This is a genomic window from Azospirillum sp. CT11-132, from assembly GCF_047302835.1.
Lineage (GTDB): Bacteria > Pseudomonadota > Alphaproteobacteria > Azospirillales > Azospirillaceae > Azospirillum.
In genome coordinates, this window is sequence record NZ_JBGLZA010000005.1 from 592492 (window position 1) to 616946 (window position 24455).

The 24455-nt window shown below is 68.3% G+C and carries 20 protein-coding genes; 12 read left to right on the forward strand and 8 right to left on the reverse strand.

Translation table 11 applies throughout. From position 1 onward, the window contains the following. The first annotated feature begins 79 nt into the window (after nucleotides 1-79). The gene (locus ACCD06_RS22385; protein WP_109072805.1) at nucleotides 80-1000 is read left to right on the forward strand and encodes a LysR substrate-binding domain-containing protein; all 921 of its coding nucleotides are present in this window, start codon (nucleotides 80-82) and stop codon (nucleotides 998-1000) included. A gap of 182 nt (nucleotides 1001-1182) precedes the next feature. Here the strand turns inward: ACCD06_RS22385 and ACCD06_RS22390 are convergent, their stop codons facing one another. The 4 genes from ACCD06_RS22390 to ACCD06_RS22405 are packed head-to-tail and all read right to left on the reverse strand — an operon-like array spanning nucleotide 1183 to nucleotide 6888. After that, nucleotides 1183-2544, reverse strand: a complete 1362-nt coding sequence (locus ACCD06_RS22390) for an FAD-dependent oxidoreductase (protein ID WP_413343608.1) — start codon at nucleotides 2542-2544, stop codon at nucleotides 1183-1185. Then, nucleotides 2541-2849 (reverse strand): (2Fe-2S)-binding protein, encoded by a 309-nt coding sequence (locus ACCD06_RS22395; RefSeq protein WP_109072803.1) that lies wholly within the window; start codon nucleotides 2847-2849, stop codon nucleotides 2541-2543. The genes ACCD06_RS22390 and ACCD06_RS22395 overlap by 4 nt, the downstream gene beginning before the upstream one ends. Further along, a complete protein-coding gene (locus ACCD06_RS22400; RefSeq protein WP_413343610.1) occupies nucleotides 2846-4834 on the reverse strand; it encodes a hydantoinase B/oxoprolinase family protein in 1989 nt (662 codons plus the stop codon). The genes ACCD06_RS22395 and ACCD06_RS22400 overlap by 4 nt, the downstream gene beginning before the upstream one ends. A 5-nt stretch (nucleotides 4835-4839) precedes the next feature. Beyond that, entirely contained in the window at nucleotides 4840-6888 is a 2049-nt protein-coding gene (locus ACCD06_RS22405) for a hydantoinase/oxoprolinase family protein (RefSeq protein ID WP_413343612.1), read from the reverse strand. Between the two features lie 252 nt (nucleotides 6889-7140). On the opposite strand from ACCD06_RS22405, the gene ACCD06_RS22410 reads away from it, so the two are divergent. Beyond that, the gene (locus ACCD06_RS22410) at nucleotides 7141-8286 is read left to right on the forward strand and encodes an NAD(P)/FAD-dependent oxidoreductase (protein WP_413343614.1); all 1146 of its coding nucleotides are present in this window, start codon (nucleotides 7141-7143) and stop codon (nucleotides 8284-8286) included. Here the strand turns inward: ACCD06_RS22410 and ACCD06_RS22415 are convergent. Beyond that, a complete protein-coding gene (locus tag ACCD06_RS22415) occupies nucleotides 8186-9190 on the reverse strand; it encodes a DMT family transporter (protein ID WP_413343616.1) in 1005 nt (334 codons plus the stop codon). The genes ACCD06_RS22410 and ACCD06_RS22415 overlap by 101 nt on opposite strands. Before the next feature lie 143 nt (nucleotides 9191-9333). Further along, nucleotides 9334-10257: a GNAT family N-acetyltransferase gene (locus ACCD06_RS22420; protein ID WP_413343618.1), complete on the reverse strand. Its 924-nt coding sequence runs from the start codon at nucleotides 10255-10257 to the stop codon at nucleotides 9334-9336. 305 nt (nucleotides 10258-10562) lie between these two features. On the opposite strand from ACCD06_RS22420, the gene argE reads away from it, so the two are divergent. From argE to ACCD06_RS22450, 6 genes are read left to right on the forward strand one after another with little or no spacing between them, the layout of a single operon-like run. Then, nucleotides 10563-11687, forward strand: coding sequence for an acetylornithine deacetylase (argE, locus tag ACCD06_RS22425; RefSeq protein WP_413343619.1), 1125 nt, complete (start codon nucleotides 10563-10565; stop codon nucleotides 11685-11687). A gap of 40 nt (nucleotides 11688-11727) precedes the next feature. Further along, the gene (locus ACCD06_RS22430; protein WP_109072797.1) at nucleotides 11728-12651 is read left to right on the forward strand and encodes a 2-hydroxyacid dehydrogenase; all 924 of its coding nucleotides are present in this window, start codon (nucleotides 11728-11730) and stop codon (nucleotides 12649-12651) included. Between the two features lie 56 nt (nucleotides 12652-12707). Next, nucleotides 12708-13061, forward strand: coding sequence for a cupin domain-containing protein (locus ACCD06_RS22435; protein ID WP_136702733.1), 354 nt, complete (start codon nucleotides 12708-12710; stop codon nucleotides 13059-13061). Nucleotides 13062-13070: 9 nt separating this feature from the next. Next, a complete protein-coding gene (locus ACCD06_RS22440) occupies nucleotides 13071-14546 on the forward strand; it encodes an aldehyde dehydrogenase family protein (RefSeq protein ID WP_413343622.1) in 1476 nt (491 codons plus the stop codon). Between the two features lie 28 nt (nucleotides 14547-14574). Beyond that, the gene (locus tag ACCD06_RS22445) at nucleotides 14575-15618 is read left to right on the forward strand and encodes a tartrate dehydrogenase (protein ID WP_109072794.1); all 1044 of its coding nucleotides are present in this window, start codon (nucleotides 14575-14577) and stop codon (nucleotides 15616-15618) included. Between the two features lie 43 nt (nucleotides 15619-15661). Then, nucleotides 15662-17122 carry an NAD-dependent succinate-semialdehyde dehydrogenase gene (locus ACCD06_RS22450; RefSeq protein ID WP_109072793.1) on the forward strand — a complete coding sequence of 487 codons (1461 nt, stop codon included), beginning with the start codon at nucleotides 15662-15664 and terminating at the stop codon, nucleotides 17120-17122. A gap of 67 nt (nucleotides 17123-17189) precedes the next feature. Here ACCD06_RS22450 and ACCD06_RS22455 read toward each other — a convergent pair whose 3' ends face one another. Then, entirely contained in the window at nucleotides 17190-18473 is a 1284-nt protein-coding gene (locus ACCD06_RS22455; RefSeq protein WP_413343624.1) for an NAD(P)/FAD-dependent oxidoreductase, read from the reverse strand. A 45-nt stretch (nucleotides 18474-18518) separates the two neighbouring features. After that, nucleotides 18519-19187, reverse strand: a complete 669-nt coding sequence (locus tag ACCD06_RS22460) for a haloacid dehalogenase type II (protein WP_413343626.1) — start codon at nucleotides 19185-19187, stop codon at nucleotides 18519-18521. A gap of 338 nt (nucleotides 19188-19525) precedes the next feature. On the opposite strand from ACCD06_RS22460, the gene ACCD06_RS22465 reads away from it, so the two are divergent. The 4 genes from ACCD06_RS22465 (at nucleotide 19526) to ACCD06_RS22480 (ending at nucleotide 24453) form a co-directional block, all read left to right on the forward strand. Beyond that, nucleotides 19526-20407, forward strand: a complete 882-nt coding sequence (locus ACCD06_RS22465; RefSeq protein ID WP_413343628.1) for a GNAT family N-acetyltransferase — start codon at nucleotides 19526-19528, stop codon at nucleotides 20405-20407. Nucleotides 20408-20420: 13 nt separating this feature from the next. Beyond that, complete coding sequence (locus ACCD06_RS22470; RefSeq protein WP_413343630.1) at nucleotides 20421-21797, forward strand: aspartate aminotransferase family protein; 1377 nt, start codon at nucleotides 20421-20423, stop codon at nucleotides 21795-21797. Nucleotides 21798-22048: 251 nt separating this feature from the next. Continuing rightward, nucleotides 22049-22780, forward strand: coding sequence for an HAD-IA family hydrolase (locus ACCD06_RS22475; RefSeq protein WP_413343632.1), 732 nt, complete (start codon nucleotides 22049-22051; stop codon nucleotides 22778-22780). 65 nt (nucleotides 22781-22845) lie between these two features. Continuing rightward, nucleotides 22846-24453 carry an ABC transporter substrate-binding protein gene (locus ACCD06_RS22480; RefSeq protein WP_413343634.1) on the forward strand — a complete coding sequence of 536 codons (1608 nt, stop codon included), beginning with the start codon at nucleotides 22846-22848 and terminating at the stop codon, nucleotides 24451-24453. Nucleotides 24454-24455: the final 2 nt, after the last annotated feature.

The window sequence follows — 24455 nt, forward strand, 5'->3', positions numbered from 1 at the left end:
GGGAACAACACCCAAGGATGAGGCAGCGGTGCGCAGGCAGGAAGCTTGATAAAACTTGCAGGGGGTATACGCTGAGGGTATGGCCCTGCGCAGCATCGCTCCCCTTGCCCGGACCCTGTTCATCTTCGAGGCCGCCGCCCGGACCGGCAGCTTTTCCGCCGCGGCACGGGAATTCAACGTGACCCAGCCGTCGGTCAGCCGCAGCATCGCTCAGCTGGAGGACCGCCTGGGCTTGCGGCTGTTCCAGCGCACCCCCACCGGCATCATGCTGACCCCGGACGGCGACGAGATTTTCCGCACCCTGCGCGACAGCCTGGAGGCGATCGATCGCACGGTCGACGCCGTGCGCCAGCGCGTGGCGAAAACGCGGATCACCCTCTCCTTTTCCAGTTCCTTCGCGACGCAATGGCTGGTGCCACGGCTGCGCTCCTTCAAGGCGGCGTTCCCGTCCGTCGAACTGCGGCTGGATCTGGTGCAGGGAATGCTCGGCCAGCCCCCCGCCAACGTGGATATCGCCACCCGTGTCGTCGAGGCCGATGACCCGCGTTATCACATCTGGCCCTTCGCCCCGGAAATCATCATGCCGGTCTGCAGCCCCGGCTATCTGGCCGAACGCGGCCCCTTGGATGCCGATCCGCAGCGCCATGTGTTCTTGAACCTGAACGACGAACACAAGGCGCATTGGAACCGGCTTCTCAGCTCACCCGAGCGTCTGGAAGCCGTCGGGACCTGGGACGTGTTCTCGGATTACTCGGTCGCGCTGCAGGCGGCGCAGAACGGCGAAGGGATCGCGCTCGGCTGGGTCAGCGTCGTATCCCGCACACTTGGAGAGGGGCTTCTGGTTCGCGCCTGCGCAAGCGAGATACGCACCGGGCGCTGGCATTCGCTCATCGCGCCGAAATCCCGGCCCCTGCATCCCATGGTGCCGGCGATCTGCGAATGGCTCATCGCCGTGATGCTCGACGATCTCAGGCGGATCAATGTGGCGCTTGTTCAATGATCGCTAGGAGCGCGGCGGCCCCCTCGGGGAACGGCTCCCATGCTCCCGGACCTGATCATGGCCGGCTTTGTCTGGTACGGTCGGGGCGACGATGCAGGACTGCGGGCAGGATGGGTGCGCCCCCCTGCCCGAGCGGGATCGACCAAGCGCGGTTCCCGGGGAGGGAGGAGCTTCGCCGTCGTTCATTCCTGCTCCAGCCACTCACCTATCGCCGTGGGGCGGATCGGCGCTTGCGCACGCAGGCGCCCGGCCTCTCCGGCATGCGCAAGCCCGCTGGCGGACGCGATCAGGTCGGTCGCCGCGATCTGGCAATAGCGGCCCTGGCAGCGCCCCATCCCGGCACGGCCCAGCGATTTCACCCGGTTCGCCTCCGCCCCGCCATAGACGGCGGTTTCCCGCACCGAACCGGCGGTGACCCCCTCGCAGCGGCACAGGACGGCATCGTCGGGCAGGGCGCGCAGTTGATCGGCCGGCCACGGGAAGGCCCGCGCGATGCCGCGGGCGAAGCGGTCCAACCGGTCGAGCCGCCTCAGGTCGGCGGTGCCGTCGGGTCCCGGCAGGCCCAGGTCGGACAGGCAGGCGGACGCGGCGAGCCGCCCGGCGACCTCCGCCCCGTCGGCCCCCAGCAGGCGCAAGCCGTCGCCGGCCAGATAGACGCCGCTCCGGGCACGCCCCATGCGGTCGGCGCAGGGCAACCATTGCGCCCAGGTCTCGTCATAGGCGAAGCGGCAGCCGGCGAGATCGGCAAGCTGGGTTTCCGCCTTCAGATGCCAGCCGAGCCCGACTGCGTCGCAGGCCGTGCTCCGCACCCGTCCGGCGGCGTCCTTCCAATGGACCGCCGTCACGCCGTTGTCCGTCGCCTCGATCCTCTCCAAAGCCACGCCGGCATGGTAGAGCCGCCCCAGCCGCGCCCTCATCGCCAGCCCTTGCAGGGCGAAGGACGGACGGACGGCAAGGTCTGGAAAGGCGGCCATCTGGCCGCGCAGACCGGCAGTGTCGAGAACCGCCGCGACCCCTGCTCCCGCCTTGAGGAGCTGCGTCGCCAGCAGGGTCAGCAGCGGCCCCGACCCGGCCAGCACAATCCGCCGCCCCATCGCGATACCCTGGGCCTTGAGCGCGATCTGCATCGCGCCGAGGCTGTAGACGCCGGGCGCCTGCCATCCCGGCACCGGGGCGAGACGGTCGGTCGCGCCGGTCGCCAGGATCAACCGGTCATAGCCGATCCGGCGGCTTCCGCCGTCCCCCACCGCGTGCAGCACCCCGCCGGCCAGAGCGACGACCGACTGACGCGGCAGATGGACGATGCGCCCCGCCGCCACCAGCCCGTCGAAGGTGGTGTGCAGCGCCACCGCCTTGGCGGCCTGCGATCCGTAGAGCGTCTCCGGCGGACGGGTGAAGCCGTCGGGCGGGCGCCGGTAGATCTGCCCGCCGGCTCGCGCGCCCTCATCGATCACCGTCGGGCGCAGCCCGGCAGCCGCCAGCGTCTCGGCGGCACGGATTCCCGCGGGTCCGGCCCCGACGATCACGATCCGCGGTCCAGTCATGGCCAATCCTCCCGCGTCCGGGTCAGCAGCCGCATGCCGTCGGCGACCGGAGTTGAACAGGCACGGATGCGCGGCCCCTGTTCCTGCCAGATCCAGCAATCCTGGCAGGCCCCCATCAGGCAGAAGCCGGCACGCTGTTCCGGGCCGAACTCCGCCTGCCGCAGCGCCGGGGCATTGGTGAGGACCGCCGTCAGAACCGTATCACCCGCAAGGGCCACGCGCTCCACGCCATCCAGGAGGAAGCGGACCGGCGCCCGTCCCGTTTCGGCCAGCCTGACCAGCCGGCCGCCAGTCATCCCGCTCATTCCGCCGCCTCCCGGGCCGGAGCCTTGGACCGCGGCATTTCGGGGAAGCGGGCATGGACCTCCTCCAGCGCGGCTTCCACCCCTTCGGCCCCACCGCGGCCTCCCATGCGACTGAAGATCTCGGTCTTGGCGAAGAAGCGCCAATGGATCGGCAAGCCGGCGAGGGTCCGCGTAAGCAAATCATAGGCGGCCGCCGTCCATTGCCGCTCGTAGCCCTCGCGCTCGGGACCGTAATGGAAATGCCCGGTGGGGGCCGGCCGGGCCGCACGCAGCCGGTCGGTGGCGTCGATGTCCAGGACTCCGTCGTGGATGACGACCCCATACTCCCGCTCCGCGGCCTCCAGCGAGACGTAGCCGCGCACCACGTCCTGCGCCACCCGCCATGCCTCGCGCGTGAACGGGTCGCCCCGCCCGCCGCCGCCCGCCGAGCGGATGTCGAGCACGTCGCCCGGCTGGAGCACGGCGGTGTCGATGTTGCCCAGCCGCTTTTCCCCCGGCGTGCCCGGATTGACCACCATATCCGACAGCCCGGCCGCCCGGCCGCCCAGCACGCCCCAGGGGCGGAAGAAGCCGCGGTCCCGGTTGCGCGCGGTGATCCGGGTGTCGGGGGCGAAGACGCGGAAGGCCATATGGGTGGCCAATCCGCCGCGCCAGCGCCCGGGCCCGCCGCTGTCGGTCGCCAAGCCATAGCGGACGAACTCAACCGGGGTCTCCATCTCGGTGATCTCGATCGGCGTGTTCTTCAGATAGGCGGCGTCGGCGCCCGACCCGTTGGTGCCGTCACGGTGCGGCATGCCGCCGCCGCCGCCGACCACCGGATTGACAGCGGCGATGATGCGGTTGCCCGTCCGCTCGTCGGTGGTCATCACATTGACGATGCAGTTGTTTCCGGCGGGGGCCGCCGGAAGCCGCTCCGGCACCGCCTGGGAGAAGGCGCCGAAGATCACAGAGCGCAGCCGCGCGCAGGTCAGCGACCGCATCCCCACTGCCGCCGGGAAGGTCGGGTTCAGGACCGTTCCCTCCGGCGCAATACAGGTGAAGGGGCGGGTCAGGCCGGTGTTCAGCAGGATTTTCGGATTGAGGGTGTAGAGGACGTAATAGACGCCGACCAGCAGGATGGTGTGCCGAGGATCGCCGCCCGACGGCACGTTGAGCGAGGAGGCGAGCTGCGGGTCCGACCCGGTGAAGTCCAGGATCGCCGCGTCGCCCCTGATCCTCAGGGTCAGCTTCAGGCGGCAGGGGTTCGCGGCGACGGAATCCTCATCGGCGTAGTCGGCGAACACCCACTCCCCGTCGGGCATGGCGCGCAGGATGTCGCGGGCCTGCGCCTCGGCATGGTCGAGCAGCGCGTCGACACCGTCGAGGAAGGCGGTCTTGCCGAACTTCTCCACCATGGCGAGGATCTTGCGCTCGCCCGCGTTGAGCGCGCCGACCAGCGCCTTGATGTCGCCGATGTTCAGGTCGGGCTTGCGGACGTTGGTGGTCATGATCCGCAGGATCTGCTCGTCGAACACCCCTTCGCGGACCAGCTTCATCGGCGGGAAGCGGATGCCCTCCTGATGGATTTCAGTCAGCGCCCGCGACAGCGAGGCCGGTACGGCACCACCCATGTCGGTGTTGTGGATGTGCCCGCCGGTCCAGGCGATGATCTCCCCATCGTAAAAGACCGGCTTCCACAGGTGGGTGTCGGGGGCGTGGGTCGCGACGAAGCCGGAATAGGGATCGTTGGTGAAGGCAACGTCGCCCGGCCGGTAATCCTTGATCATGTCAATGGCACGGCCATAGGTCAGGCCCGGATACCAGGTCGCCCCCAGTTCCATCGGCACGCCGAAGGTCTCACCCCGGCGGTTCAGCAACATGACGGTGAAATCCTCCGTCTCCTTGACGAAGGCGGAATGGGCGGTGCGCTGCAGCGTGTGGGCCATGTTCTCGGCCGCCGAGCGTGCGTGGTTCGCCAGAACCTGAAGCTTCATACGGTCAAACACAGCGATCACTCCGCAAAGGTCAGGTGGAGGTTGAGGTGCGCGTCGACACGGGCTTCGGTCCCGGCCGGGATGGCGAAGGTGGTGTCCTCCTGGGCGACGATGGCCGGCCCCTGGAAGCGCGATCCGGCCTGCAGGTCCGCGCGGCGATACAGCCCGACCGGGGTCACGGCACCGCCGGTGAAGACCGGAACCGTCCGCTCCGCCGACGCGGCGCGCGGCTCGTCCTGCGCGGTGGGGAAGTGCAGCGCCGGCCCGTTGCCGATGGCCGACAGGCGGAGGTTGACGATCTCGATCCGCCCATCGGGGTCGTCGAAGTCGTAAAGACGCGCGTGCGCCGCATGGAAGGCGGCGGCGATGGCGCCGGGGGCGTCTCCATCCAGCCAGGAGGGGTCCAGCGGCGTCTCGATCTCATAGCTCTGGCCGGCATAGCGCATGTCGGCGACGATCATCAGCTCGACCGCGCCGGAATGGCCCTGGGCGGCAAGCCAGTCGCGCCCTTCCGCGCCCATCGCGGCGAAGGCTTCGCGCAGCGTCGGCATCAGCCCGGCATTCAATTCTGCGAACAGGGTGCGGACGAAATCGCCGCGCAGGTCGGCGACCAGCCCACCCAGCGCCGACACCACGCCCGGCCAGCGCGGAGCGACGACGCGCGGCATCCCCAACTCGCGCGCCAGGAAAACCCCCAGCATCGGCCCGCCGCCGCCGAACGGCATCAGCGCGAAATCCCGCACATCGACACCGGCACGCGCCGCCATCTTCTCGACCTCCGCGAACATTTCCGACACGGCAACGTCGAGGATGGCCTGCGCGGTGGCCTCCACCGAACGGCACAGCTCGTCGGCCAACCGCCGGACGGCGGCGCGGGCAAGATCGACGTCCATCCGCAGCTGCCCGTAGGCCATCTGGCTGTGGCCGAGCCAGCCGCACACCACCATCGCGTCGGTCACCGTCGCCCATCCGCCGCCGCGGCCATAGCAGGCCGGACCGGGCGTCGATCCGGCGGACTCCGGCCCGACGCGCAACACCCCCTGTCCGTCGACGCTGGCGATCGACCCGCCGCCAATGCCGATGGAGCTGACCGACACCGACGGGATGTGCAGCGGAAACTCGCCGATCATCTCGCCAGTGCCGAACTGGGCCTGACCGTCGATGATCAGGGCGAAATCGGCCGAAGTGCCACCGATGTCGAGCGTCAGGATGCGCGGCTCCCCCGCCTGCCGGGCCAGCCACGCCGCGCCGTTGACACCGGATGCGGCACCGGACAGCAGCATGTGCACGCAAGCCCGCTTGCCCTCCGCCGCGTTCATCACGCCGCCGTTGGACTTGGTCAGCAGCGGACGGGCGGGCACCCCACGTCCGGCCAGCCGCTCCTCCAGCGCCGACAGGTAACCGGAGATGCGGGGATGGACGTAGGCGTTCAGGATCGCGGTCGTCGTCCGCTCATACTCGCGGATCACCGGCCAGACCTCAGCGGAGGTGAAGACGAACAGGTCGGGGGCGAGCCGGGCGATCTCCTCCTTCACTGCGGTCTCATGGCCGCCATCACGCCAGGAATGGAGGAAGGCGACGACGACGCCCACCGCCCCCTTGGCCTTGAGGGCCGCAACGGCCTCGGCAACGGCGGCCATGTCGGGGGCCTGCCGCTCCGTCCCGTCGGACCGCAGGCGGGCGGGAATGCCGAAGACCATGTCGCGGGCCACGAGCTGGTCGGGGCGCGAGCAGAACAGTGAGTAGGTGTCGGGCATGCGCAGCCGGGCGAGTTCGATGACATCCTCGAAGCCGGCATTGGTCAGAAGCGCCAGCGGCGCGCCCTTGCGCTGGATCACCGTGTTCATCCCCACCGTCGTTCCGTGCACGAAACGGGTGACGGCGCCGGGGTCCATCCCCTCGCGCTCGGCCAGCAGGGTCAGGCCGGTCATCAGCTCCGCACCGGGATCGTCCGGCGTCGTCAGCACCTTCAGCGACGCGACCTGGCCCGACCGGGTGTCCAGCGCGCAGAAATCGATGAAGGTCCCGCCGATATCGACGCCGACCTTCCAATCGGCCTCACCCATACCCCCGTCCATCTTCGCTCCCTTCAGCAAATCAGCCTGTGCTGGGCAAAAAGCTGACATGGCGGGGCGAGGGCGGTCTAAGACCCAATGAAAGCAAACGCATAAGGCGAACTTATGCACCGGGCCTCCAATGGCTCGATCCATAGCCCGGCCTTATGGGATCATGCCCAACCCGTCTTTGACCCGCCCGCCCGTCCTGGGCAGCCTGACCGATGGGGCGGAGCCGCGTCCGCCCGCATGTGGGAGAGGTCGATGAGGGTTATCGTGCTGGGCGGCGGGTTGATGGGATCGGCCGCCGCCTTTTTCCTGGCCCGGCGCGGCCTGCGCGTCACTCTGCTGGAACGCAACCGCGTCGGCACGGGCGCCACCGTCGCGTCCTTCGGCAACATCCGCCGCAGCGGGCGCTATCTGCCGCAACTGCCGCTCGCCCATCGGTCGCGGGTGCTGTGGGGCGAGGCGGAGCAACTGCTGGGCCGCGACGTGGAGTTCCGCGCCACCGGCCACCTGCGGCTGGTGTTCGACGAGGACGGGCTGGCCGACATGCGCCGCTACATCGCCGACGCCCGGCCATGGGGTCTGGAGTTGGATGAACTGACGCCGCCGGAGATCCGCCGCCGCTTTCCGGGGCTGGGGCCGGGCGCCATCGCCGCTTCGTTTTCGCCGCAGGACGGCAGCGGCAATCCGCGCCTGATCGCCCCTGCCTTCGCCGACGCCGCCCGCCGATTGGGGGCCGAGATCATCGAAGACAGCGGCCCGGTCGAGGTATCGGCGGCCGGTTCGGGCTTCCAGGCGGTAACGCAGCGGGGCCGTTTTACTGCCGACTGCCTGCTGAACGCCGCCGGCGCCTGGGGCGCGCGCATCGCCGCCGGCTTCGGCGAAGAAGTGCCGATGTCGGCCTATGGGCCGCAGATGGGCGTCACCGAACCCTTGCCGCACCGGATCCTGCCGGTGGTGGGCATGTGGTCGCGCGCAGGCGGGGATGGCTATCTCCGTCAGGTCGAGCGCGGCAACATCGTCTTCGGCGGCGCGGCGGAGCGCGTGGCGGTGCCGCTCGACCCCGGCCATGCCAAGGCGGACCCGGCAAGGCTGCCCGGACAATTGCGCGGCTTGGTCCGGCTGCTGCCGGCCATCGCCGATGTCACGGTGATCCGCACCTGGTCGGGCTGCGAGGGCTATGTCGCAGACAAGCTTCCGGTGATGGGGCCGTCGGCGACGACACCGGGATTGTTCCACGCCTTCGGCTTCAGCGGCCACGGCTTCCAGCTCGGCCCCGGCGTCGGCGACGTGATGGCGGAGATCATCGCCACCGGGCGCACCGACACTCCGCTGCATGATTTCCGCATCGACCGTTTCCAGACCGCCGGCCGGCCGGTCGGCCTGGAAACGGGACAGCTCTGACCGAGCCGATTCGGCCCGCGCTTCCGCGCGCGGGCCGCAGGGCTTCGGACCGGGTGGTGAACCGGCCGGCCACGGGGATCACCAGCGCCGAGGCAGCAATGACGAAGGCTCCGGCCAAGCTGGCCGGCGACGGCAGCAGGCCGAAGATCGCCGCATCGAGGATCAGCGCCCACAGCATGGCGGTGTAGTCGAACGGGGCCTGGGTCGACACCGGCGCGCGGGCCATCGCCTCGGTCATGGTGATGTGCGCCAGGCCGCCGGTGACCCCTGCGCCGACGAGAAAAGCCAGCGATTGGGCCGTTGGGGTGCTCCAGCCGAATGGCAAACTCGCCAGACCGCCGAGCGCGCAGAGGAGGGCGAAGTAGAAGGCGATGGTCCCAGGCGCTTCGGTCGCGGTCAGCGTCTTGATCTCGACACGCCCGGCAGCGGTCGCGACGGCCATGGCCAGCCCGGCCGCCACCCCGATGATGGTGTTGCGATCCAGCGTCGGCCCTTCGAAGGCGGGGGCGAGCATCAAAACCACCCCGGCAAAGCCGGTCAGCGCCGCACCGATGGCGACGGCGCCCGGCCGCTCCCGCAGGAACAGCATGGCGGCCGGCACCGCGAACAGCGGCGCCAGGAATCCGAGTGCCGTCGCCAGCGCCAGCGGCAGATAGGCCAGCGAAATGAAGGAGAGCACCATCGCCGCGCCGCCATAGAAGTTGCGCTTCAGATGCCCCACCGGCTGCCGTGTCTTCAGGGCCGAAGGGAATTGCCGGCGCCACATTAAATAGGCGATGATCGGCGGCAGGGCGAAGGCGCTGCGGTAGAAGACGATCTGTCCGATAGGCGCCTCGACGGTGGCCAGCCGGACGAACAGCGACATCACCACGAACAGCCCGGCCGACACCAGCCGAAGCAGCACGCCGCTGCGGACTCCGGAGGGGGTTGGTTCGGGCGGTGGTTCAGGCAGAGGTTCGGGCGGAGACATGGACTGGGGGCCGGCGGAGGGTTCCGGCGTCTGTCCAGGCATGATCGGCGCATCCTTTTTGAAAAGCCGGTGGTGGCTCAGCCCAGGGCCTGGGTGGCGAGTGCGAAGGTGACGGGACGGTCCGGCCCGCGCGTCGCCGGATCGGTCAGCGGCGCGCCCAGCGACATGGTCAGCACCGTATCGTGAATCTTCATACCCGACCGGGCGACGAACAGCGGGAAGATGCCTTCGTCCAGATGGGTGTCCAGACGCAGGAAACGGCCGTGATGCTCGTCCACGTGGGGGTGGACCACGGCGACCGCATCCTCGTCCAGCCCGGCGACCACCGGACCGACGACATGGCCGCGGCCGAAGGGTCGGCAGAGGGCGAAGGCCGCCAGCCTGCCGTCGCGCTCCAGCCCATAGCCGACCGACTGCTCGAACAGCCGCGCAATCAGCCCGGCGCGCGAGGTTCCGAAGGCGTGTCCGTCCAGCGCCGTGATCGCCGCCAGATCCGTCGCCTCCAGGCGCCGCACCGGTCCCTCCGTGGGTGGCTGGTCACCGCGCCGCGCCTCGCCCTGGCACTGGAACACGGTCCGGTGGCCGATGAAGCCGAGCGAGCGGTATAGCGCCAGCGCGGCACGGGTGGCGTTGAGCCGGTAGGTCCGCCCGGCCGAGGCCGACAACACCCGCTTCATCAGCCATTCGCCGACTCCCAGCGATTGCAGCCGGGGCGAGGTCATAACCATGCCGATGGTCGCGAAGTCGTCGCCATGGGGAAACCACATCGCCGATGCCAGGACGCGGTCGATCTCGTCGAGGGCGACGACACCGTGACCGACCTCGCGCGCGAACTGCCAATCCTCCGCGCGGTGCGGCCAGCCCACCGAAATCGACAGCGCCTGCAAGCGCTCAAGGTCGATGTCGGCGACGTCGGCCATGCGCACGTCGAAGGCGTCGACCGTCAGGGAGGGCGGTAACGCACCGTCCCCCGGTCGATCCGCAAGCCCGCGTTCGCTCAAAGCTGCCTCCTCCCCGGAGTTTCCATAGCGTGAGGCGGTGCGCCTTTTGCTCAACCGACATGCCTGAGCCACCGACCGTCGCCTGAGACTACCGGGGGACCCACCGCACAATTCACCGCAAAGCACCGGCTCGGCACAACAATCCTCCAAATCACTTATGCATTCAGCATGGAATGGAGCGCCCGCCCGCTAAGATCATCACTGTCGCAGCCGCCAAGGCCGCCACCCTTCTCCGCACACCGCGGCGAACCCGAAAACGACTCCCCGCGCCCGTGGCGCGCAGCATGGGACAAGGTGAGGCCGCCATGACCGTGATCGACATCCTCAAGGACCTGATCGCCTTTCCCTCCGTCGTCGGAACCCCGAACGGCGCCATCGTCGACGGGATTCGCGGCGTTCTGGAAGGTGCCGGGGTGCGCGTCCGGGTTCTGTCGGGGCCGGAGGGCGACCGGTACAACCTGTTCGCCACCATCGGTCCGGCGATGGTTCCGGGCTATGTCCTGTCCGGCCACATGGACGTGGTTCCCGCCACCGAACCCGAATGGACCAGCGATCCGTTCCGGATGCGCGCCGACGGCGACCGGCTTTACGGGCGCGGCACGTCCGACATGAAGGGCTTCATCGCGGCGGCGCTGGCGGCTTTGCCGGCCCTGACCGCCGCCCCGCTGGCCCGGCCGATCCATCTGGCCTTCACCTATGACGAGGAGGCCGGCTGCCAGGGCGCGCCGCATCTTCTGCCGCATCTGCCCGCCCTGTGCGCACCGCCGCTGGGCGTCATCGTCGGGGAGCCGAGCGGCCTGCGCGCCGTCCGCGCCCACAAGGGCAAGGCCGCTGCCCGGCTGACCGTGCGCGGACGCTCCGGCCATTCCTCCCGCCCCGACCAGGGGCTGAACGCCATCCACGCCATGGCCGACGCGCTGACCGCCGCCGTCGCCCAGGCCGACCGCCTGACCCAGGGGCCCCTGGATTCGGTGTTCGAGCCGCCTTACTCCTCGCTGCAGGTCGGCACCATCCAGGGCGGGCTTGCGGTGAACATCATTCCCGATGCCTGCACCGCCGAGTTCGAAGCCCGCGCCATCGCCGGCATCGACCCCGTCACCCTGTTGGAGCCGGTGCGCGAAGCGGCAGAGCGGCTGGAGGAGCGCGGCTTCGCCGTCGACTGGACGCAGACCGGCGCCTATCCCGCCCTGTTCCTGGCAGCCCGCTCGCCCCTGGCCCGCCTGCTGGAGGAACTGACCGGACAGGAGCCGCAGGCCGCCGTCAGCTATGGCACGGAGGCCGGGCTGTACCAGACCGCCGGGATCGACGCGATCATCTGCGGCCCCGGCGACATCGCGCGGGCGCACCGTCCCAACGAACACATCCTCGTGGAGGAACTGAACGCCTGCCAGTCGATGATCGAGGCGCTGGGCCAGCGCTGCCGTCTTTGACAGCAATTCAAAATTGCCGCGCATCGCCAAAGGAACGCTGATGACCTTCCTGTTCAATTCGGATGCCGCGCGCGGCGCCGTCTTCGCCAAGGCCTTTGCCCGCGAGCTGCCGGACCTGCCCTTTTCGATGGATCCGACCGGCGTCGATCCCGATGCCGTGCGCTACCTGCTGACCTGGACCATCCCGGACAACCTCGCCCGCTACCGCAATCTGGAAATCGTCTTCTCAATCGGGGCCGGGGTGGACCAGTTCACCATGGCCGCGCTGCCCGCCCATGTGAAGGTCGTGCGCATGGTGGAGGACGGCATCGTCCGGATGATGCAGGAATACGCCACGCTGGCCGTGCTGACCCTGCATCGCCAGATTCCGGCCTACCGCGCCCAGCAGGCGGAGCACGTCTGGCGTCCCCTGCCCCAGCCACAGGCGGCGCAACGTAGGGTCGGCGTTCTGGGGCTGGGCGTGCTGGGGCAGGCGGTGCTGGAGCGGTTGAAACCCTTCGGTTTCCCACTGGCGGGCTGGAGCCGCTCGCCGCGCGACATCGACGGCGTGACCTGCCATCACGGCACGGACGGCCTCGACGCGATGCTGGCCGAGACCGACATCCTGATCGTCCTGCTGCCGCTGACCTCCGACACCTGCGGGTTCCTCAATGCGGAGTTGCTGGGCAAGCTGCCCAGAGGTGCCGCGCTGGTCCACACCGGGCGAGGACTGCAGTTGGACCATGCGGCGCTGCTGGACGCGCTCGACAGCGGTCACTTGTCCGGCGCGGTGGTCGACGTGACCGATCCGGAGCCGCTGCCGGCCGACCATCCCTTCTGGACCCACCCGAACATCGTGCTGACCCCGCACATCGCCAGCGTCACCCAGCCGGACGGCGCCGCGCGCGCGGTCATCGGCAACCTTCGCCGGCATTTCGCCGGGCAGGACCCGATCGGGCTGGTCGACCGCAAGCGCGGCTATTGACGCCGGCGCCCGTTTCGCTCCCAGCGGCACAGCCGCTCACCAACAAGGATTCTTCCATGTCGCTGCTGAAGACCATCGACCCCACCCCGACCTTCGCCCCGCGCGAGTCCACCCCGATGCCGGAACGGCTGATCGCCGGGTCGCCCGCTTTCAAGACCTGGGCGCAGGACGCCGCCAAGGACGACACCATCAAGACCGGCGTGTGGGAAGCAACGCCGGGTGAAACTCGTTCGATCAAGGGCGAGACCTTCGAGTTCTGCCACATCCTGTCCGGCGTCGTGGAGATCACCCCGGACGCCGGGGAGCCGGTGGTTTACCGGGCGGGCGACAGCTTCGTGATGAAGCCGGGCTTCACCGGCGTGTGGAAGACCATCGAGACGGTCCGTAAGATCTACGTCACCATCACCTGAGGGCGTGTCATGAGCCTGTCCTTCGACCCGGACCGCCTGCCGCTGCCCATCGGCCACTTCATCGGTGACCGCCTGATTCCGGCGGCCATCGCAATGGAGGGCGGGCTGCCCATGCACCGCCCGTCGGATGGACGGGCCTATGCCGACTGTCCGGTGGCCTCATCCGACCTCGTCGACGAGGCGGTCGCCACGGCGCAGGCCGCCCTGAAATCCAGCAACTGGGGCGGCGTGCGCCCGCGGGAACGCACCGCTGTGCTGCAGCGCTGGGCCGCCCTGATCGAGGAGGAGGCGGAGACCTTGGCGAAGGTGGAGGCGCTGTCCTCCACCCGTCCGGTCGGCCAGTTGGTCACCGGCGACGTGGCGGTGACGGCCGAACAGATCCGCTTCTTCGCCGAATTCGCCGACAAGGAGGGCGGCGACCTCGCTCCCACCGAAGACGGCAGCTTCGGCATGGTGATGACGGAGTCCTACGGCGTCGTCGGCGCCATTACGCCGTGGAACTTCCCCCTGTCGATGGCGGGCTGGAAGCTTGGCCCGGCGCTGGCCGCCGGCAACGCGGTGGTGCTGAAACCGTCGGAGATGACGCCCTTCTCCACCGTCCTGCTGGCGCAGCTGGCGGTGAAGGCGGGCGTTCCCGCCGGGCTGATCAACATCGTCCAGGGCGACGGCCCGACGACCGGCGCCGCCATCACCCGCCATCCCGGCATCGCCAAGGTCAGCTTCACTGGATCGACGGCGGCGGGATCGGCGATCATGGCCGACATCGCCCGCAGCGGCGTCAAGCCGATGACGTTGGAGCTGGGCGGCAAGAGCCCCCAGATCGTCTTCGCCGACGCCGACCTGGAGAAGGCCGCAGCATCCATCGCCACCAGCGTGCTGTCCAACGCTGGACAGGCCTGCGTCGCCGGATCGCGCCTGCTGGTCGAAAAATCGGTGGCCGAACCGCTGATCGAGCGGATCCTGGGCCACATGCGCGCCGTCCGCCCCGGTCCGACCTGGGACGAGAAAGCCCGTTATTCCCCCATCATCTCCGAACGGCAGCGCGCCCGCATCCATTCCATCGTCACCGCCTCGCTGACCGGATCGGTGGAGTGCCTGACCGGTGGCGGCCCGATGGACGGCGACGGCTATTTCTACGCGCCGACCCTGCTGGCCGGTGTCGACCAGACCTCCCCCGCCGTCACGGAGGAGATCTTCGGCCCAGTGCTGACCGTGCAGAGCTTCGACAGCGAGGAGGAGGCGATGGCGATGGCCGACCATCCCACCTACGGGCTGGCCGCCGGCCTCTACACCCGCGACCTGTCGCGCGCCATCCGCTTGACCCGGCGGCTGCAGGCCGGGACGGTGTGGGTCAACCGCTATGGCCGCTCGCGCGACCACATCCTGCCGACCGGCGGCTACAAGCGCTCCGGCATCGGCAAGGATCTGGGGCGTGAAGCCTATCTCGCCAACCGCCGCAGCAAAAGCGTGCTGATCGGCCTGTAATCCAATCAAAGCAGGTGAGGGACGTTCGATGAAAACCCACAACATTGCGATCATCAAGGGCGACGGCATCGGGCATCCCGTGGTCGATGCCGCCTGGGAAGTCCTGCGGGCCGCGGCGAAGCAGTCCGGCTTTGCGCTGAACGGCACCGAATTGCCGTGGTCCTGCGCCCATTACAAGGAAACCGGCGTCATGATGCCGGCCGACGGCATCGACATGCTGCGCAAGTATGACGCCATCCTGCTGGGCGCCGTCGGCTGGCCGGCGGAGGTGCCGGACGCGGTGTCGCTGCACGGGCTGCTGCTGCCCATCCGCAAGGCGTTCGACCAGTATGCCAACGTCCGCCCGCACCGGCTGTTGCCGGGGGTGGAGGGGCCGCTGCGCCGCGGCGGCTTCGACATCCTGTGCATCCGCGAGAACACCGAGGGCGAATATGCCGGCGCCGGCGGACGCATCCATCAGGGAACGCCGCATGAGGTGGCGGTGGAGACCGGCGTCTTCACCCGCATGGGGGTGGAGCGCATCCTGCGCTTCGCCTTCGCCCAGGCCCGCGCCCGGCGTGGCAAGCTGGCCTCCGTCACCAAATCGAACGCGCAGAAATATTCGATGGTGTTCTGGGACGAGATCACCCGCCAGCTGGCCGCCGAACACCCGGACGTCGAGGTCACCAGCTATCACGTCGACGCCATGGCTGCACGCATGGTGACGGCGCCGGAAAGCCTGGACGTCGTCGTCGCCTCCAACCTGTTCGGCGACATCCTCACCGACCTTGGGGCCGCGATCCAGGGCGGGCTGGGCTTCGCCGCCTCGGCCAACCTGAACCCCGACCGCAAGGCACCGTCGATGTTCGAGCCGGTGCACGGCTCCGCCCCCGACATCGCCCATCTCGGCATCGCCAATCCGATCGCCGCCATCTGGTCCGGCGCGATGATGCTGGAGCATCTGGGGGAGAAGGCCGCCGCCGACCGCGTGATGGCGGCGCTGGGCGACACCACCGGACGCGGCATCGGCACGGTTCCCGGCAAGGACAGGACGGACGCGATCACCGCCGCCGTGCTGTCGGCGCTGTCGTGATACCGGCCCTTTCAAGAATACCCGCAGCGGAAAACACACGATCATGACCCATCACCTGACGGACCCCTCCCTGTTCCGCGAACAGGGGCTGATCGGCGGGCGCTGGTGCGACGGGGCGGCCGGCCGGACCATCGATGTCCAGAATCCGGCGACCGGCCGTGCCCTCGGCAGCGTTCCCGACATGGACGGAACCGACGCCCGCGACGCCATCGCTGCCGCAGCCGAAGCCTACCCGGCCTGGAAGCGGCGCACCCATGCCGACCGCGCCGCGTTTCTGGAGCGCTGGCATGCCCTGATGATCGAGAATCTGGAGGATCTGGCCCGCCTCCTGACGCTCGAGCAGGGCAAGCCGCTGGACGAGGCGCGCGGCGAGATCCGCTATGGCGCGTCCTTCGTCAAATGGTTCGCCGAAGAGGCGCGGCGCATCGGCGGCACCACCATCCCCTCCCCCACCCCGGACCGCCGCATCGTCGTGCTGAAGGAGCCGGTTGGCGTCTGCGGCATCATCACGCCGTGGAACTTCCCCAACGCCATGATCACCCGCAAGGTGGCTCCGGCGCTGGCCGCCGGCTGCACCGTGGTCATCAAGCCGTCGGACTTCACCCCCTACTCGGCGCTGGCGCTCGGCGTGTTGGCGGAGCGGGCGGGCATTCCGGCCGGCGTCATCAACATCCTGACCGGCCGGCCGGAGGCCATAGGCGAGGAACTCCTTGCGAACGAGACCGTCCGCAAGATCTCCTTCACCGGATCCACCCGCGTCGGCTCCCTGCTGATGCGCGGGGCCGCCAACGGCATCAAGCGGTTGAGCCTAGAACTGGGGGGAAATGCGCCCTTCATCGTGTTCGACGACGCGGATCTCGACCAAGCGGTGGAAGGCGTCCTGCTGTCCAAATTCCGCAACGGCGGGCAGACCTGCGTCTGCGCCAACCGCATCCTGGTGCAGGCGAGCGTCTACGAGGCGTTCCGCGACCGTCTGGTCGCCCGCGTCAACGCCATGCGGGTGGGATCGGGGCTGGAACCGGGGGTCGCCATCGGCCCGATGATCAACGCCGCCGCCGTCGCCAAGATCGAGCGCCACGTCGCCGACGCGGTTGCCAAGGGGGCACGCGTCGCGTCCTCCGCCGTTGTCGCTGCGGATGGTCCGCAGTTCGTCGCACCGGTGGTGCTGACCGATGCCACCACCGACATGCTGCTCGCCCACGAGGAGACCTTCGGCCCGGTGGCTCCGCTTTTCCGCTTCGAGACGGAGGAGGAGGCCATCGCGCTCGCCAACGCCACGCCCTTCGGACTCGCCGCCTATTTCTACACGCAGAACCTCGCGCGGTCCTGGCGGGTGGGCGAAGCGCTGGAGGCCGGCATGGTCGGGCTGAACACCGGCCTGATTTCCACCGAGGTCGCCCCCTTCGGCGGCGTCAAGCAGTCCGGCTTGGGCCGCGAAGGAGCGCAGGTGGGGATCGAGGAATATCTGGAGCTGAAGACCTTCCACATCGGCGGGCTGGGCTGACGCCGAAGCGCAACAAAAGGCCCGGCAGGAGCGAAGCACTTCCGCCGGGCCTTTTGTTTTCCGACGATTACTGAATGCGGTCGAGCGCCTTGTAGTACAGGCCGACCAGAGGCAGGAACCAGGGCTTGCCGAAATGGCCGGGCACCGCGGGCCAGGACAACCCCTTCAACGGGTTTTTGTCCTCCCGCCCCAGGATCGCGTCGGCCATGGTCATGCCGAGATGGGTGGACAGCTGCGCCCCGTGGCCGGAATAGCCCATGGCGTACCACAGCCCGTCGTGATAGCCGGCGCGCGGGTAGCGGTCGCTGGTCATGTCCACCAGCCCACCCCAGCAGTAATCGATGTCAACGCCGGCGATCTGCGGGAAGATCTTCGCAAGGCTTGCCCGCAGGATCGCGCCGCTCTTGGCGTCGGACTGCTGGTCCGAGCTTGCCGAGAAGCGCGCCCGGCCGCCGAAGATCAGTCGCCGGTCGGGCGACAGGCGGAAGTAGTTGCCGATGTTCATCGACGTGACGTAGGTGCGGTTGCCGGGCACCACCGACGCCACCTCGTCGTCGCTCAGCGGCCGGGTGGCGATGATGAAGCTGCCGACCGAGATGATGCGGCGGCGGAAATGGCTGAAATTCGGCGTGGTGTAGGCGCCGGTCGCGACAAGCACCTCCTTGGCGGTCACCGTTCCGCGCGGGGTGGACAGCATGTGGCGGTCGCCCGAGCGGGTGATGGCGCCGACCGGAGCGTTCTCCACCAGCACCGCGCCATGCCGCTTGGCGGCATCCGCCAGCCCGACGACAAAGCGGCCCATGTGCATCATGGCGCTCTTGCGCGACAGCATCGCGCCATGGAAGGGCGAGCCGACTTCCCCCTTCAACTCCTCGGCGCTCAGCAGCGCCGTGTCGGGATCGACCTCACGGTGCACGACCTCGAAGTTGCGGGCGATGGCGTCGAAATGCGCCGGCTTGGAGGCCAGCTTCAACTTGCCGGCATGGCGAAAATCGCACTCGATCCCCTCCTCGGCGATCAGCGCTTCCAGCGTGTCAATGGACTGGTCGAAGGCGCGGTAGAGCGCGATCGCGCGCTCCGTCCCCAAGGCGGTCTTGGCGGCGATGAAGCTGTGCGCCAGACCGTTGTTGAGGTGCCCGCCGTTGCGCCCCGAAGCCCCGCCGCCGATGCGGCCGGCCTCCAGCACGATCACCCGCGCGCCGGCCTTGGCCAGTTGGCGGGCGGCACCCAGGCCGGTGAAGCCCCCTCCGACGATGGCGACGTCATATTGGCCCTCAACGGCCTCTGCGGCCCCCTCGGCCCCGCCCGCGAAGGCGGGAGCGGTGTCGTGCCAGTAGGAGACGAATTTCATGACCTGGGTCCTTCCCATTGCAGCCTGAACCGTGAAATGCGTCCCTTACAGCCCGACCACGCCGGGCAGGCCGGAGATGTCGCGGATCTCGGTATAGCCGTAATAGGGGTTGGCCGGTTCGTGGCCGCGGTTGACCCACACCTTGTTGCGGATCCCCAGATCATGCGCCGACATCAGGTCGTAGCGGAAGGAGGAGGAGCAGTGCAGGATGTCCTCCGGCCCGCAGCCGAGCATGTCGAACATGTATTCGAACGCCTTGAATCGCGGCTTGTAGGCCTGCGCCTGTTCGGCGGTGTAAACGGCGTGGAAGGGCGCGCCCAGCTTCGCCACGTTCGACGGGATCTGGTCGTTCATGGCGTTGGACAGGATGACCAGCGGAATTTCCTTGGCGACCTTCGCCAGCCCGGCCGGAACGTCCGGGTGCGGCCCCCAGGTCGGAACCCGCTCATAGACCATGCGCGCATCCTCGTCGCGGAAGACGACATTGTTGCGCTTGCAGGTGCGCTCCAGCGAATTCTGCACGACTTCGGCGTAGGGCTTCCAATCGCCCATGATCTCGTCGAGCCGGTAGGCGGCGAAGTTCTTGATGAACTCCGTCATCCGCGCCTCGTCCAGGATCGACCCGTACAGATCGCGCGCGGCTTCGGCCATCTGAAAGTTGATCAGCGTGCCGTGGCAATCGAAGGTGACGTATTTCGGCCGAAACTGGCTCATGGCTGCTTCCTCGGGATGGGGCGGTGGGGGAATGGATTGGGGCGCGATCTCGCCCTGCCACATGATCCTAGCCTCGTCGCAATGCCGGGCCTGACCGAATTGCCCGGCGCGAAAGCACAAAGTTCCGTTTCCGTCTCGACGCTCAGCATTTGGTTGGGAGCTGAGCGGCGCTCGCGCCCCCAAAGCCGGGTCGGAACCGGGTCCAAGCGCTCCGCCACGGCATAAGATGCGGCCGGCCGCCGAAGCAAAGGTGGAAGATGTCGCGGCGGGCGTCGCCTTCAGACGAACGTCCGGGAGCGGTGCGCCCACTCTTGAGGCAGAGGGTGAAAGGACTGCCCATGAGCAAGAATACGGTTTCCAAAAGAACGGTTCACTGTCTGGCTTTCGAACCGAAGCATCTAAAGGATGCGCTGGCATTGTCGCGGCAGGCGCAATGGCCGCACCGTCTGGAAGACTGGTCCCTGACCCTCGCGCTCAGCCAGGGGCTTGTCGCTGTGGATGCGGAGGCGCCGGACGGTGCGCAGGTGGTCGGCACGGTGCTGATGACCCCCTATGGCGAGGATGCCGCCACCATCAACATGGTCATCGTCGATGAAGGCTGGCGCGGGCAGGGCCTTGGCCGCCGCCTGATGGACGAGGCCATGGCTCTCGCGGGAGACCGCCCCCTGCGCCTCGTCGCCACGACCGATGGGCTGCCGCTCTACGAAAAACTGGGTTTCCGCGAGGTTGGCACGGTCCTTCAGCACCAGGGAGAAGGCGGTCCGGTTGCGCTGTTTGCGACGGAAGACGCCACCCCAGCGGGCGCCGACGACCGCGCCGCCATCGCCGCCCTCGACCGGCAGGCCTTCGGCGCCGACCGCAGCCAGCTGCTGGAGCGGTTCGCCGAGCGTGGTTCCTTAACGCTGCTGCGTCGCAACGGCGCTCCTGTCGGCTTCGCCGCCCTGCGCGACTTCGGCCGCGGCCAAGTCATCGGCCCAGTGGTGGCACCCGATGTGGACGGCGCCAAGGCCCTGATCGGTCCGATCATCGCCGCAAATCCCGGCAAATTCCTGCGGGTGGACACCACCGCCGACACCGGCCTCGGCCCTTGGCTGGCCGACTGTGGTCTTCGCCATGTCGGCGGCGGTATCGCCATGCGCCGCGCCGCCCCAACAGCATCGGCGGCCGCAGCGGCCCCCCCCATCTCGACCTTCGCGCTCGCCAGCCAGGCACTCGGCTGATCCGGAGAGGACCATGCTCAGCAATTCCCTGATCGAACTCGACCGTGCCCATCTGGTGCATCCCGTCGCATCCTACCGCGGCCATGAGAAGGCCGGCGTCCGGGTGATCGCCTCCGGCTCCGGGGCCACCCTCACCGACACGTCCGGCCACCGCCTGGTGGATGGCTTCGCCGGCCTGTGGTGCGTCAATGCCGGCTATGGACAGAAGAGCCTCGTCGAGGCCGCCACCCGCCAGATGCAGGAACTGCCCTACGCCACCGGTTATTTCGGGCTCGGCAGCGAACCGGCGATCCGGCTGGCGGCGGCGCTGGCCGAACGCGCTCCCGGCGACCTGAACCATGTCTTCTTCACGCTCGGCGGGTCGGACGCGGTGGACAGCACCATCCGCTTCATCCGCTACTACTGGCAGGCCAAGGGCCAGCCGCAGCGCGACCAGTTCATCTCGATCGAGCAGGGCTATCATGGTTCCTCCACCGTCGGCGCCGGGCTGACCGCCTTGCCCGCCTTCCATGCCGGCTTCGGCGTGCCGTTCGACTGGCAGCACAAGATTCCGTCGCACTACGCCTACCGCAACCCGGTCGGCGACGATGCCGACGCGATCATCGCCGCCTCGCTCGCCGCGCTCGACGCCAAGATCGCCGAGATCGGCGGGCCGGAGCGGGTGGCGGCCTTCTATGCCGAACCGATCCAGGGGTCCGGCGGCGTCCTGGTTCCGCCCGACGGCTGGATGAAGGCGATGTGCGACCGCTGCCGCAGCCTGGGCATCCTGTTCGTCGCCGACGAGGTCATCACCGGCTTCGGCCGCACCGGCCCGCTGTTCGCCTGCACCGACGACGGCGTGGTTCCCGACCTGATGACCACGGCGAAGGGCCTGACCTCCGGCTATGTGCCGATGGGCGCCGTCTTCCTGTCCGACGCGGTTTATGCCACCATCGCCGATGCTGCCGGAGCCGCCGCGGTCGGCCATGGCTACACCTATTCCGCCCACCCCGTGAGTGCCGCGGTGGGGCTGGAGGCATTGCGGCTGTACGAGGACGGCCTGCTGGCCAACGGCGTCAAGGCGGGCGCGCGGCTGATGGCCGGACTGCATGCCCTGCGCGACCATCCGCTGGTCGGCGATGTGCGCGGACGCGGCATGCTGGCCGCCATCGAGCTGGTGGTGGACAAGGACCGCAAGACCCCGCTGCCGGCCGCCGCCGAGCCGTCCCGGCGGATTTTCGACCGCGCCTGGAGCAACGGGCTGGTCATCCGTGCCTTCGGGAACGGTGTGCTGGGCTATGCCCCGCCGCTCTGCTGCACCGACGACGACATCGATGCGATCCTGGAGCACACAGCCCAAACGCTCGACCAGACACTTGAGGATCCCGACATCCGCCGGGCGATGCGATAGGCGAAAAAGGGGGCGTCCGCGCAAGAATCCGTGAACACCCCCGTATCCAGCATTTTCTGCTGTCCGACACCGATATTCAGAGACAGGCGTCAAGCCCTTAGACCACACTGGATGGGACAGAAGACCGGAACTCTGGACACTCTCCAGAGGGGCCACCTCCAGAGACAACCCGGCGGACGATGCCGCCGAACCTGAAACGCTCCGCCGAACCGACACGGTTCCCACGCGGTCCTTGATGAGGAGTTGGTGCGTTGCCCAAGAGTCTGCTGAATTTCAAATATCTGACCTTCGACGTCGTCGGCACGCTGATCGACTTCGAAGGCGGCATCAAGGACTGCCTCGCCGAAATCGCGGCGGAGGCGGGAACCACGGTGGACGGCGAAGCGGCGCTGACCCTCTACCGCGAAGCGCGCTACACCGACGCCACCGACCTATTCCCCGACGATCTGGTGCGGGTCTATTCGGTCATCGCGCCGAAGCTGGGATTGCCCGCCGGCACGCAGTACGGTGAACGCCTGCGCGATTCCGCAGCGTCCTGGGCCGGCTTCCCCGACAGCAGGGACGCCATGGCCCGTCTGGCCAAGCGCTACAAGCTGATCGCGATGACAAATGCGCGGCGCTGGGCCTTCACCCATTTCTCCCGCGAATTGGGCGACCCATTCTATGCCGGCTTCACCGCCGACGACACCGGCGTCGAGAAGCCCGACCCCGCCTTCTTCCAGCAGGTGTTCGACTTCGTCGAGCGCGACGGCGGCAGCAAGGACGACATCCTGCACGTCGCCCAGAGCCAGTATCACGACGTCGGCGTTTCGCGTCGCCTCGGCATGAAAAATTGCTGGATCCAGCGGCGGCATGCGCAGAAGGGCTATGGCGGCACCATCGAGCCCGCCGAATTCACCGAACCGGATTTCCATTTCCGCTCGATGGCGGAACTGGCGGATGCGGTCGATGCCGCCGCTACGCCGAAGACCGTCTCCGCGTAACCGGACCAAACCGGAGTGCGCCAAAAAATAAAAAACAGACAACACACGAACAGAGTGAGGCTAGCATGACAAAGACGCCTGATAGCTGGTCCCGGATCGACGACAGCATGGTCGAAAGCGCCATACGGCGCGGGGCCAACCGCCGCGATCTGCTCAAGATGCTGATGGCGGGCGGGGTGTCGCTCGCCGCCGCCAACCTCCTTGTGGGCCGCGCCGACGCCGCGGTTGCCGAGGAGCCGGTGAAGGGTGGCACGCTCAAGGCCGCCGGCTGGTCGTCATCCACCGCCGACACGCTGGACCCGGCGAAGGCGTCGCTGTCGACCGACTATGTCCGCTGCTGTGCCTTCTACAACCGCCTGACCTTCCTCGACAAGGCCGGCATCCCGCAGATGGAACTGGCCCAATCGGTCGATACCGAAGACGCCAAGACCTGGACGATCAAGCTCCGCAAGGGCGTGACCTTCCACGACGGCAAGTCGCTGACCCCCGACGATGTGGTGTTCTCGCTGAAGCGCCATCTCGATCCGGCCGTCGGGTCCAAGGTCGCGAAGATCGCCTCCCAGATGACGGACATCAAGGCGGTGGACAAGAGCACCGTCGCCATCACGCTGGCGACCGCGAACGCCGACCTGCCGACCATCCTGGCCACGCATCACTTCATGATCGTGGCCGACGGCACCACCGACTTCTCCAAGGGCAACGGCACCGGCGCCTTCATCTGCAAGAGCTTCGAGCCGGGCGTGCGGTCCATCGGCGTGCGCAACCCGAATTACTGGAAGGGCGGCCCGAACGTCGATTCCTTCGAGTTTTTCGCGATCAGCGACGACAACGCCCGCGTCAACGCGCTGCTGTCCGGCGACATCCACCTCGCCGCGGCGATCAACCCGCGCTCCACCCGGCTGGTCGACGGGCAGCAGGGCTTCTCCCTGTCCAAGACGACGTCGGGCAACTACACCGACCTGAACATCCGGCTGGACATGGAGCCGGGCAGCCGCAAGGACTTCGTCGACGGGATGAAATATCTCGTCAACCGCGAGCAGATCGTCAAATCCGCCCTGCGCGGCTTCGGCGAGGTCGGCAATGATCAGCCGGTGTCCCCGTCCAGCCCCTTCCACAACGCCGCGCTGAAACCCAAGGCATTCGACCCGGAACGCGCCAAGTCCCTGTTCAAGAAGGCGGGCGTGCTGGGACAATCCATCCCGGTCATCACGTCGGACGCCGCCTCATCCGCCGTCGACATGGCCATGGTGATCCAGGCCGCCGGCGCCGACATCGGTATGAAGCTCGACGTCCAGCGCGTGCCGTCCGACGGCTATTGGAGCAATTACTGGCTGAAGGCCCCGATCCATTTCGGCAACATCAACCCGCGCCCGACGCCGGATATCCTCTTCTCCCTCCTCTACGCCTCCGAAGCGCCGTGGAACGAGAGCCAGTACAAGTCCGAGAAGTTCGACAAAATGATGCTCGAAGCGCGCGGCACGCTCGCCTGGGCCAAGCGCAAGGAACTGTACGACCAGATGCAGGTGATGATCTCCGAGGAAGCCGGCACCATCATCCCCGCCTACATCTCCAACGTGGACGCCATCACCGACAAGCTGAAGGGCCTCGCTCCCAACCCGCTGGGCGGCATGATGGGCTACGCGTTTGCCGAGTATGTCTGGCTGGCTGCCTGATA

Coding starts and splice junctions, on each gene's coding strand:
- ACCD06_RS22395 (WP_109072803.1), bottom strand. CDS start 2,849: ATGAGCGGGATGACTGGCGGCCGGCTGGTCAGGCTGGCCGAAACGGGA.
- ACCD06_RS22460 (WP_413343626.1), bottom strand. CDS start 19,187: ATGAGCCAGTTTCGGCCGAAATACGTCACCTTCGATTGCCACGGCACG.
- ACCD06_RS22440 (WP_413343622.1), top strand. CDS start 13,071: ATGAGCCTGTCCTTCGACCCGGACCGCCTGCCGCTGCCCATCGGCCAC.
- argE (WP_413343619.1), top strand. CDS start 10,563: ATGACCGTGATCGACATCCTCAAGGACCTGATCGCCTTTCCCTCCGTC.
- ACCD06_RS22430 (WP_109072797.1), top strand. CDS start 11,728: ATGACCTTCCTGTTCAATTCGGATGCCGCGCGCGGCGCCGTCTTCGCC.
- ACCD06_RS22455 (WP_413343624.1), bottom strand. CDS start 18,473: ATGAAATTCGTCTCCTACTGGCACGACACCGCTCCCGCCTTCGCGGGC.
- ACCD06_RS22435 (WP_136702733.1), top strand. CDS start 12,708: ATGTCGCTGCTGAAGACCATCGACCCCACCCCGACCTTCGCCCCGCGC.
- ACCD06_RS22405 (WP_413343612.1), bottom strand. CDS start 6,888: ATGGGTGAGGCCGATTGGAAGGTCGGCGTCGATATCGGCGGGACCTTC.
- ACCD06_RS22480 (WP_413343634.1), top strand. CDS start 22,846: ATGACAAAGACGCCTGATAGCTGGTCCCGGATCGACGACAGCATGGTC.
- ACCD06_RS22445 (WP_109072794.1), top strand. CDS start 14,575: ATGAAAACCCACAACATTGCGATCATCAAGGGCGACGGCATCGGGCAT.
- ACCD06_RS22410 (WP_413343614.1), top strand. CDS start 7,141: ATGAGGGTTATCGTGCTGGGCGGCGGGTTGATGGGATCGGCCGCCGCC.
- ACCD06_RS22390 (WP_413343608.1), bottom strand. CDS start 2,544: ATGACTGGACCGCGGATCGTGATCGTCGGGGCCGGACCCGCGGGAATC.
- ACCD06_RS22450 (WP_109072793.1), top strand. CDS start 15,662: ATGACCCATCACCTGACGGACCCCTCCCTGTTCCGCGAACAGGGGCTG.
- ACCD06_RS22385 (WP_109072805.1), top strand. CDS start 80: ATGGCCCTGCGCAGCATCGCTCCCCTTGCCCGGACCCTGTTCATCTTC.
- ACCD06_RS22470 (WP_413343630.1), top strand. CDS start 20,421: ATGCTCAGCAATTCCCTGATCGAACTCGACCGTGCCCATCTGGTGCAT.
- ACCD06_RS22465 (WP_413343628.1), top strand. CDS start 19,526: ATGAGCAAGAATACGGTTTCCAAAAGAACGGTTCACTGTCTGGCTTTC.